Source organism: Thermogutta sp. (assembly GCF_014359955.1).
In the GTDB taxonomy this organism is placed as follows: Bacteria; Planctomycetota; Planctomycetia; order Pirellulales; family Thermoguttaceae; genus Thermogutta.
In genome coordinates, this window is sequence record NZ_JACIYL010000078.1 from 1 (window position 1) to 9,980 (window position 9,980).

10 protein-coding genes are annotated in these 9,980 nt (G+C 59.6%); 8 read left to right on the top strand and 2 right to left on the bottom strand.

Features of this window, described 5'->3' with window-relative positions; genetic code table 11:
- On the bottom strand, positions 1–1,090 hold a 1,090-nt coding region (locus H5U08_RS04115), incomplete at its 3' end, for a serine/threonine-protein kinase (protein ID WP_297030487.1).
- 861 nt (positions 1,091–1,951) lie between these two features.
- Between H5U08_RS04115 and H5U08_RS04120 the strand changes: the two genes are divergently transcribed.
- The 5 genes from H5U08_RS04120 (at position 1,952) to H5U08_RS04140 (ending at position 5,904) form a co-directional block, all read left to right on the top strand.
- Positions 1,952–2,782: a DUF4198 domain-containing protein gene (locus H5U08_RS04120; protein ID WP_297030489.1), complete on the top strand. Its 831-nt coding sequence runs from the start codon at positions 1,952–1,954 to the stop codon at positions 2,780–2,782.
- An 88-nt stretch (positions 2,783–2,870) separates the two neighbouring features.
- Positions 2,871–3,509 carry a cobalt transporter CbiM gene (gene cbiM / locus H5U08_RS04125; RefSeq protein ID WP_297030490.1) on the top strand — a complete coding sequence of 213 codons (639 nt, stop codon included), beginning with the start codon at positions 2,871–2,873 and terminating at the stop codon, positions 3,507–3,509.
- A 120-nt stretch (positions 3,510–3,629) separates the two neighbouring features.
- On the top strand, positions 3,630–4,250 hold the full coding sequence (locus H5U08_RS04130; RefSeq protein WP_297030492.1) for a carboxypeptidase-like regulatory domain-containing protein: 621 nt from the start codon (positions 3,630–3,632) through the stop codon (positions 4,248–4,250).
- A 56-nt stretch (positions 4,251–4,306) separates the two neighbouring features.
- Complete coding sequence (cbiQ, locus tag H5U08_RS04135) at positions 4,307–5,077, top strand: cobalt ECF transporter T component CbiQ (protein WP_297030493.1); 771 nt, start codon at positions 4,307–4,309, stop codon at positions 5,075–5,077.
- Positions 5,074–5,904: an ABC transporter ATP-binding protein gene (locus H5U08_RS04140; RefSeq protein WP_297030496.1), complete on the top strand. Its 831-nt coding sequence runs from the start codon at positions 5,074–5,076 to the stop codon at positions 5,902–5,904. The genes cbiQ and H5U08_RS04140 overlap by 4 nt, the downstream gene beginning before the upstream one ends.
- A gap of 127 nt (positions 5,905–6,031) precedes the next feature.
- Here H5U08_RS04140 and H5U08_RS04145 read toward each other — a convergent pair whose 3' ends face one another.
- Positions 6,032–7,054 carry a DUF1559 domain-containing protein gene (locus H5U08_RS04145; RefSeq protein ID WP_297030499.1) on the bottom strand — a complete coding sequence of 341 codons (1,023 nt, stop codon included), beginning with the start codon at positions 7,052–7,054 and terminating at the stop codon, positions 6,032–6,034.
- 469 nt (positions 7,055–7,523) lie between these two features.
- Here H5U08_RS04145 and H5U08_RS04150 point away from each other — a divergent pair, with 469 nt between their 5' ends.
- The 3 genes from H5U08_RS04150 to H5U08_RS04160 form a co-directional block, all read left to right on the top strand.
- A complete protein-coding gene (locus tag H5U08_RS04150) occupies positions 7,524–8,450 on the top strand; it encodes a radical SAM protein (protein ID WP_297030501.1) in 927 nt (308 codons plus the stop codon).
- A gap of 106 nt (positions 8,451–8,556) precedes the next feature.
- Positions 8,557–9,282, top strand: coding sequence for a dethiobiotin synthase (gene bioD / locus H5U08_RS04155; protein WP_297030504.1), 726 nt, complete (start codon positions 8,557–8,559; stop codon positions 9,280–9,282).
- A gap of 211 nt (positions 9,283–9,493) precedes the next feature.
- Positions 9,494–9,980 (top strand): hypothetical protein (locus H5U08_RS04160; RefSeq protein ID WP_297030506.1); only part of this gene is annotated, 487 nt, incomplete at its 3' end.

Sequence of the window (9,980 nt, forward strand, 5' to 3'; positions counted from 1 at the left end):
GAATTTCTGTGGCGTACTCGGAGGCTAGATCCCCCTTGACCAGTTGTCGCAGAAATTCTGAGGCCCCGTTCCTGTCCAGGTCGGCGGCCTCGGCGTTGTCAAAGCGTCTTGCCGGATCAGGCGCGATCAAAAGACGACAGAAATTGACCAGGGCCTCACTCTTCAGGCATTCCGGAGGCAGGATCGTATGCAATCGCTGCGGCAAGAGCCGTTTGGCCTCCAGCAATTCCGCCCGCTGCAGATTCGGTGGAAAAACCGGCTGACCCGACAGCATCTCGATGAGGACATAGCCCAAGCTGGCCAGGTCCGAACGAGGCGAAATATCCGCGCCGTCGCTGTCCAGGACCTCGGGTGCCGCGTAAAGGGGGGTGCAACTTCTTCGGGACGGGGGCATATCCAGATCGACGGCCGAGCCCACATCCACCAGCTTGGCCGTCCCTGTCTTCTTCAGCATGATGTTGGAGGGCTTGATGTCCCCGTGGACGATACGCCCTCTGTGGAGGGCGGCCAGTCCAGCGAGACAGTCCCGCACGATGGCCACCGCGACTCCTGGTTTCAGCCGCGGCTGAACCGGCCCGGCTGTCACCACAACCTCGTTCAGATACTGCCAGCGGATCGGCTTGACCCGTTGCTCCAGGAGTTGGTACATGCGGTTGGTCAGGAGCCGGGCCAGATCGTACCCGTCCACCCATTCCATCTCCATAATGCGGATACCGTCGCGCTCCAGCCAGTTGTGCACATCCAGGAGGTTGTCGTGCGCGATCTGGGCCACGCGGCTGGAAACCCAACCGATCCGCTGCATCGCCTCCTCATAGGCGGCTTCACTGGGATACGGATCAGGGGCGAAGAATTTGAGGGCCACCGGCAAGGTGAAGCCGTCGGCTCCCCGCCGCTGACTGAGGTACACAACACCCTGGCCCCCATGCCCCAGTTTGCGAATCAGTTGAAGATGCTCCGTCCAGTTGAGACGGCGTCTCTGTTCGATGAGGTCGTGATAGGCCTCCACGAGAGCCTGGAGCCGCTCCCGATTTTGCAAACCGCCCCACGTTCGCGTCAGGCCGATATCGTCTATCGTGGTCGATGTTTCCATAGCCAAGCTGGTTCCTTTCCCCACAGCACCCCACATCCCTGTGACACCAATTCCCTAATCATAAGTTCATCGCGGGCCAAGAGCAAACGCATTTCTGCCCTGGCCTGGCGAGATTACCGGTGCGGTGTTTCATTGAACCACTCTGAAGATGGGTACCCCTTCGGGCAGATGCGTGAAGAAATGGAGGAACCCAACGAACTCACACCCAGACCGAGAAACTTCCTTGGCATGAGGATCGCGACCCTTAATGCGTCCCTACGACGCGACCCGACTCCATTTTGTGGCGAGGGATGAGATGCCACGGGGGCCGTGTGTGGTAGGGGCAATTCATGAATTGCCCTTACCGGAATTGCGCCTATCGGTTCATGGTCAATCCACCCGAATAGTCGGAGCGCAAACGGTGAAATGGATTAGAACGTGCCGTCAGAAGGAGGCTCGTTGGGAAAATCCTTCAGAGGGGCACGCTCGTTGTGCCCGGTGAAAGGGATGGATGATCAAACCTACAACGGCGGACCTGACAAGCAGGTCCCTCCAAAAGCGGACCTGACAAGCAGGTCCCTCCAAAAGCGGACCTGACAAGCAGGTCCCTCCGAATATGGACGTGACGAGCAGGTCTCGCCGGGCTGGGGCTTGCTCCCGCGCGAACCCGTGTGGACGTCTGCGTTCCTGTCGGCAGAGAAAAAGTGAGGATGTGTCCGCCCTCCAATTTGTGGACGCCCGTTGACTTGTGGACGCCCGTTAATTCTGGTGTTACAATAAGCCGGTGCGTAACACGATATCCCTTGCCCGGCCCGCTTGTGCCGCGTGAGGCAATGTCTTGTGCACCGCGTTTGAAGTCGTTCAGCCATATCCATTGCTGCCATGATCAGTGTTCGCCGCCCTCACCTTCTTCGCAGTTGGATGATCATCGCCTGCGCGATCGCGGGATTCTCGTGTAACTCGCGGGCTGATGCCCATTTTCTGGTTCTGATCCCCAATCACGATGTGGTGGAAGAACCTTCCCAGACGAAGCTGGTGTTCGATATCCAGTTCACCCATCCGATGGAGCAAGGGCCGGTCATGCCCATGGCCGACCCGGTCCGGTTTTTCGTCGTTCACAACGGTCGGGCTGAGGATCTGAAATCCGCACTCCAACCGAGAACCCTGGAAGGTCAGCCGGCCTATACAGCGCAGTGTCAGTTGAAGCAACCCGGCGATCATGTTTTCGCGATTGAGCCAGCGCCTTACTGGGAGAAGCTGGAAAAGAAGTGGATTATTCATTACACCAAGGTGGTGGTGAATTTTCTGGGTGACGACGGGCAGTGGGAGCGTCCCATCGGATTGCCGGTGGAAATCCAGCCTCTGACGCGGCCGTACGGTCTCTGGGCGGGAAACACGTTCCGCGGGATCGTGCTGCACGACGGAAAGCCCGTGCCGTTCGCCCGGGTGGAAGTGGAATACTGGAACCAGGATCGCCGCGTTCAGCCGCCCAACGGAAGCCTGGTCACGCAGGTCGTCAAGACCGACGGCCAGGGCGTTTTCTGTTACACCGTGCCCTGGGCCGGGTGGTGGGGCTTCGCGGCACTGATTGAAGGAGAACAGCGACCAGGCCCCGACGGGCAACCCGCCGAGGTGGAATTGGGAGGCCTCATTTGGGTGCGGGCTGTGGATCCGGTTTCGGTTAGCCCGGCCAAAAAAGCCCCCGCACCATAAGCGCGTGGTGCATCGGAAGCTCGACCGGTGGAAACACCTGGAGCACCCTGATTTCCGTTTTCGGCATCGGTTTTGAAGGCGCCAAGCCATGCATATTCCGGACGGAATTCTGACCACAACGACCGCGGGCACGCTGGTGACGGCCGCGGGCTGGGTGGGGACTTTCGCGGGAATCGGTCTGGGACTGGCCAGACTGGAACCGGATGAGATCCCCCGGGCAGGGCTGCTCACCAGTCTGTTCTTTGTCGTGTCCCTCATTCAAATTCCCATGGGCCCGATTGCTTTCCACCTGGTACTTACCGGACTCATGGGACTCGTACTGGGATGGACGGCCTTCGTCGCGGTCTTTGTGGCGACGGGGCTTCAATGGCTGTTTTTTGGGGCAGGCGGGCTGACAACTCTGGGGATCAACACGTTCAACATGGCGTTTCCGGGTGTGTTTTGCGGATATTTATTTCGGGGATTCGTTCGCTCACCGAAACCCTTCCTGGTGACAGCCGGTGGGTTTGCCGCTGGTGCGACGGCCGTTCTCCTCAGCGCATGTTTGACCGCTCTGTGTGTTGCGCTGGCTGGAAAGGAATTTCACATCCTCTCCTGGATCGTGTTTGCAACCGACGGGGTGCTTGCATTGGGAGAGGGTTTCATCACCGCGGCAGCCACTCATTTTCTTAGACGCGTCCAGCCCGAGGTGTTCCGTGCCCCACTTTTGACGCCCGAATCGGGTTGACGCATTCAAGAAGTTGACAAGCAGTTCAAAGAAATTCCTTGCTTCTACCTGATGATGCTTCCTTTCAGAAGGGTCATCCCGGTGTTGCGACACACCCCAACGATGACATGGGTGTTCCTCGTGTCAATAGCTTGCTGGGCGATGAGCCTGGAAAAAGCCTCCGCCCACACGCTGTATGTGTTTGCCTCCGTTGACGGAAGCTCGATCAAAGGCCGGGTGTATTTACCGGGTGGAACACGCGTCCCAGATGCGGAAATCCGCCTGACCACGCCCGAGGGGAAGGTCGTCGCCACAACGAAGTCCGATGCGGAGGGAAACTTCACTCTGAAGCCCCCGTTCCGCAGCGATTTCAGCGTCGTCGCCATGACCACTGACGGCCATCAGGCCCACTGGGCCATCTCCGCCGACGAACTCGCCGAGTTGCCACTTCCGCCCAATTTGTCAACCGGTGAGTCTGAGGCGCACTCCTCCGAGGTTTCCGCCGATTCTCACCCTGCCCCCTCAGGCTCCTCCAACAGTCACAGTCGGGAGGACACGCCAACGACGGGTACGGCCGTCCCTCTCGCAGACTTAAAGTCTGAAATGAACATGCTCAAAGCCCAGGTGGTTAAACTCCGCGAAGAATGGCAGGAGTTTCGGTCGGCCACCCAGTTGCGCGACGTGCTCGGGGGATTGGGCTATATCCTTGGCATCACCGGGATTGCGTTTTATATTCTGGCACGAAAGCGAGATCGTTCCTGACTGTCGGCACAGGGTGTGCCCTTTGGATTGGGTTTCCGACCGTTCGGATTGCTCTGATGAATCGCCAGTGGGATGAATTGGAACAAGCGGCTGCTCCCGGCCCGCGGATCATCGACGCGTTTGACCCGCGGTTGCGGGTAATCGCGCTTCTCCTCTTTGCCACGGCGGCTGTTTTTGCCAGGCAGGGCCCCACCCTTTTGGGACTTGCTGTGTTGAGCGGCGTCCTTCTGGCTTTTGCACGTTTTTCACTCAGCCGCACATTGCGACGGATTCTCCCCCTTGTGGGTTTCGGACTCGTGCTGGTCGGCGTGCTGCCCTGGACGGTTCCCGGCCAACCGCTGGGACCCGGCTGGCTCGCCCATGCAAGTTGGGACGGTTTGTATCAGGCCGTAACGATCTGGGCCAAAGCCACGATTGTTCTGGTGGGTGCCGCCGGACTGGTGGGCACGCTGGAAATTCCCGTTCTGGGGCACGTGCTCGCCCATTTTCATCTTCCCCGCAAGCTGGTGCAAATCGTCCTGCTGAGTATTCGTTATCTCAAAGTTCTGGAGGACGAATACCATCGCCTGCACACGGCGATAAGAATACGGGGGTTTCGTCCCGGGTGGAACTGGTGGACTTTTCACACCTACGGCCAGATGGTCGGTATGCTCGTTGTGCGTAGTCTTGCCCGATCAGACCGCATTCTGGCGGCCATGAAGTGTCGCGGATTCAAGGGATATTTCTATCTGTGGCGGCATTTTCATTTCAGTGGGCGCGATATTTGGTTCGTGGCGGCCCTTTCCCTCGCCGGACTGGCCTATTTGCGACTGGAGCATCTCCTGTGACCGTGCCACTCCATTTGCACGAGAGAGCAGCCACACCCGGGGATTCACCGGTCGCCGAGCCCCCCGAGACTTCCCATCCTGCGCCGCCCGCGGTCGCCACTCATCCCGCCATCCAAAGCAGCATGCGACCCGATTCCGTGGGTTGCGAGCCCTCGTCGCCGCTCATCCGCCTGGACGGGATTCATTTCCAGTACGAAGGGCAGCCGCCTCTGTTTCAGGGGCTTGCGTTTCAGCTCTCCGCCGGTGAGAAGGTCGGGATCATTGGGGCCAACGGCAGCGGCAAGACCACGTTTCTGCTCATGCTGATGGGATTGGTACAACCGCAAAGGGGAACGATCGAGATTTTCGGTCGGGTTCGTACCCGGCCGGCGGATTTCGAGGATCTGCCGGGAAAAATCGGTCTGCTCTTCCAGGACAGCGATGACCAGCTCTTCTGTCCCACCGTGGCTGAGGATGTGGCGTTCGGCCCATTCAATCAAGGGAAGAGCGTGGCAGAAGTGCGCCAGATCGTTCGCCGAACGTTGGCGGAGTTAGGCCTGGAGGGCTGGGAGAACCGCATCACCTACCGACTTTCGGGCGGAGAGAAAAGACTCGTTGCGCTGGCCACCGTCCTGGCGATGGATCCGCAAATTCTTCTTCTGGACGAACCCACCACGGGACTGGATCCCACAGCGTCAGCCCGGGTAGAAGCGTCACTGGCGAGGCTGCCGCAGGCCATGATCATCGTCTCCCATGATCGGGACCTGCTGGAGCGGCTGTGCCACCGCCTTCTCATTTTGCAGGAAGGGATTTTTCTCCCCTACCCGAAAGAGGACGCGCGGAGCTGACGCTTTTCCTGGTCATCATGCTTCCCACGATCGCCACCCGGGTCATCCCCCTGCTTGATACTGCCGCCACGCCCGGCCTCTCGCTGGTTATGCCCGCCCTTGACTCCGGCATTGTGACGCACCCAATTCACTGGTTGGGTACAAGTTCCCTTCCTGCCCGAGTTGCCAGGGCCCGCCAGACGGGCAGCTCGATGGTCTCTGCGTAGAACCGTGCGGAGCCATCGACGTGGACGGCATTGACGCCGCCCGGGTGAAAGCTGCGGGCGGTCACAATCGCGTAGGTGGGAGCCCCGTTGATTCCGTTCTTCCCCTCCTGCCAGGAGTTGTAGTCGCAATCTTCCGTTTTTCCGCCGATGTCACAGGGCACGCGGGTGTTGGGGGGAAAGCATGCGGTGAAGCCGGTATGATGGACACGCCCGTCCGGCCATTCGGTGTGACCGGTGGTTTTCGCTTCTCCCGCCGATGCGACAACAGTCGAGGCCTCGGCTGCGGAAGCCGGAATGTTGGTGGACGGCGGCCCGCCGTTCCGCCGATACGGCTGCCAGGCTTTGACTTCCGACGCCAGCAGTGTGTGGCTCGTGCCATCGATGACCCCCGCCCAGGTCACCGCCGAGTTGGGAAAGGCGATGCCGTCGCCGCCTCTTCCCGTGACGGGGTCGTACACGAAGTACACACCGAGATTGAACCCGTAGGTCGTCGGATACAGACGTGGCTTTCCGGCCCCTGTATCCCGTATTTCTGAAGATTTGGGATCGCTGGGACAGGCAAACACGGGGATCCGGACGCCATCAATCACGAGTTGTGAATCCCAGGCTTCCACCAGGTTCACCTGCGAGCCGAGCGGCACCTGCTCTATAAAAGGTAAAATCCGCCCGTGCACTCCCCATGACACGTTATTGCCCGTCGCCTGGACGGTGCGGTCCACAATCGCACTCGAGGGAAAACACCCCCAGTTGCTGGCGTAATTATGGACCGCCAGTCCGAGTTGCTTGAGGTTGTTGAGACATTGAGCTCGCCGAGCCGCCTCCCGTGCTGCCTGCACGGCCGGCAGCAAAAGCGCGATGAGCAGTCCGATAATCGCAATGACCACCAGAAGCTCAACGAGGGTGAATGCCAAACGCCCATCATGCATGGGTCGCAACGTCTTCATGTCACGTCACTCCGTAGTTCTCAGTTCTGTAAGAAAACCTTGGCAGCCAAATTCGCGTGATTGTCAGTGGCTCCATTGACAGCCCGACAGGACTGCCCCCCGACCGCCGCCCAATTCCCGACAACCCGCTCTTCCCGTCGGCGTAAAATCTCCCATTTCGGGAAAAGGACGCTTCGCTATTGCAAAGGCCATTCCAACTTGCCCCACAGCAGGGGGAAAACGGGCAGGCACGTGAAAATCCCCCAAAAACCGCATCGAAGGACAGGACGAGCGTCCCACATGCCAGCCAAACAACACCGGCCGGTGTCGCGGCGATCGACACCGTGTCGCATGGATCGACACCCTTCCAGCAGAAGGGCCAAAACTTCACAATGAAAAATGGCGCCCAGTGTGTTCGCCAGCTCCATCCCAGGGCTGAAAATTGGTGCAAGGACTGGAAGGCGCGGCGCCGTTCCACAGGAGCGAGACAGTGGTTCTCCACCAGACGGAACCCAGTTACGTCAAACTCCACGCGAGTGGTGAGCTAAAAAAGCGCGCGGAAGCGGCCATCGCTCGGCTGGCGGAATGCACCCTCTGCCCCCGGCAATGTGGAGCCGATCGGTCACGCGATGAGCCGCGGGGTTCGTTTTGCGGCATTGGTCGATACGCCTGGGTCTCCAGCGCCTTTCCTCATCACGGCGAGGAACCGTGCCTTCGCGGCTGGAATGGCTCGGGAACGATTTTCTTCTCCGGGTGCAATCTCCGCTGCGTATTCTGTCAAAACAACGACATCAGTTGGTACCGCACGGGCTCCCCCTGCGATGCCCAGCGTTTGGCACGACTGATGATCCGGCTTCAGGAATTAGGTTGCCATAACATTAATTTCGTCACGCCCAGCCATGTGGTCGCGCAGATACTGGAGGCCCTTCCCATCGCCGTGGAAGAGGGGCTGCGCATTCCCCTTGTTTACAACTCAGGTGGTTATGATTCAGTGGAAACACTGCACCTCCTCGACGGAGTGATCGATATTTATATGCCGGATATCAAGTTCACCGATCCCGCGGTTGCGGAGCGCTTCGCGCATGCGGCCGACTACTGGGAAGTTTGTCGGGCGGCCGTCCGCGAGATGCATCGGCAGGTCGGCGATCTCATCCTCGATGAGCGCGGCCTGGCCGTGCGTGGGCTTCTCGTGCGCCACCTGGTGATGCCCAACGGTCTTGCTGGCACCGAAAAAGTTATGCGATTCCTGGCCGAGGAGATCTCCCCGCATACCTACGTGAACATCATGGCGCAGTATCGGCCGGAGGGTCGGGCGTGGGACTTTCCCGAAATTGCGCGACGCTGCACTCCCCAGGAATATCAGGAAGCCGTGGCGATGGCCCGACGGGCGGGCATTTACCGACTGTGCCGCGATTGATGGCTGACGGTCGTTCCACAGAAGAAAAGTCCAGCCAATCGGTGAGCTTTTGGGAGAATTGAGAAAACCTCTCTAACATTCGCGGTGGTTATCAGGAAGATTTTCGATGTCCAGAAGAAAACCGTTGGGGCTTTTCATCACCGGAACAGATACAGGAGTGGGAAAGACCTACGTCGGGGCGCTCATTGCCCGAGAGCTTGTCCGGGCCGGACTCCGCGTGGGCGTTTACAAGCCGGCGGCCAGCGGCTGTGTTCGGAAAAAAGGGGAACTCATTTCGGAAGATGCGTTGACCCTGTGGGAAGCCGCTGGAAGGCCGCTGTCTCTGGAACAAGTCTGTCCTCAACGGTTCGAGGCCCCGCTGGCGCCCCATCTCGCGGCGCGCCTGGAAGGCAAAGCCGTTGACTGCCAGCTTCTGCGGGAGGGCCTCCGTCCCTGGCAGCAGTGGGCGGACGTGGTCCTCATCGAGGGTGCCGGCGGCCTGATGTCGCCCATCAGCGATGAGGATTATGTGGCTGATCTGGCTTACGAATTTGGCTATCCCCTGCTGGTGGTGAGCAAAAATGTCCTGGGCACAATCAACCACACCCTTCTGACGCTCATTGCGGCCACCACCTTTCGCGAAGGACTGGACATCGCGGGAATTGTCCTCAACGAACCGAATCCACGCGATCCCGAGGACGTAAGCGTCGAAAGCAACCTCGCCGAGCTGGCGGCGCGGTGCGTCCCTCCCGTTCTGGCCCAGGTGAAATACGGGGAAAACCGATTTGAACCCCAGGTGGAGTGGAGCACAATTGTGCAGAAGTCCCGGCCGAAGAAGTTGCCCGATTGGTGAAATCGTGACCCGTGCACCAGCGTTGGTTCGTGATGCAGTGCCATCCGGCGGGCACGGCCGAATGCCTGGGCGTTTCGGGCACCGGTTTCTGGGCACCTATTCCGGTTAATCATGAAGACGATTCGTGACTCGCTACCGAAGTCCGGTCTGGCAAACCTCGATATAACTGGACTTTGTGAAGGTTCAATCGCTGTGACTAAAATGAAAGAGTATGAGCACGGCAAGTACCATCACCCGATATTACGGTCCAGCCTGGGAAGAAGACCCGCCGCTTCTGGAGTGGGATGATTGGCCGGTGCGCGACCATCCCACCACGGCGGTGATCTTTTTGCTGACGTTGGCGTGTGCGTCGGCGGGGGTTTTCCTTGTGACCGGGAGACTTTTCTGGACGGTCTTTGCGGACCTGTTTCTGGTCGCGTCCTTCGCCAGGGCGCTGCTCCGGGCGACGTATCGCTTGGGTCCGTACGGTGTGGAGCGGATCGTCTTCGGCAGGCTCCAGCGGATTCCCTGGCGGGCCATCCGCGCCGTACGTATCGTCGATCAGGGGGTATTTCTTTTCGACACGCGGGAGCCCACTCCTGTGGACACGCTTCGCGCGGTCTTCGTGCCGTTCGGCCCGCACCGCGAGGGAGTGCTCGCGCGGCTGGAATTCTACCTCGCTTCTCGCAAAGGGATATCCGAAGCCGTCAGTCGACGGC

What these genes read in the sequence shown, in the direction of transcription:
- bioD (WP_297030504.1), top strand. Translation starts at nt 8,557, where the DNA reads ATGTCCAGAAGAAAACCGTTGGGGCTTTTCATCACCGGAACAGATACA.
- cbiQ (WP_297030493.1), top strand. Translation starts at nt 4,307, where the DNA reads ATGAATCGCCAGTGGGATGAATTGGAACAAGCGGCTGCTCCCGGCCCG.
- H5U08_RS04120 (WP_297030489.1), top strand. Translation starts at nt 1,952, where the DNA reads ATGATCAGTGTTCGCCGCCCTCACCTTCTTCGCAGTTGGATGATCATC.
- cbiM (WP_297030490.1), top strand. Translation starts at nt 2,871, where the DNA reads ATGCATATTCCGGACGGAATTCTGACCACAACGACCGCGGGCACGCTG.
- H5U08_RS04145 (WP_297030499.1), bottom strand. Translation starts at nt 7,054, where the DNA reads ATGAAGACGTTGCGACCCATGCATGATGGGCGTTTGGCATTCACCCTC.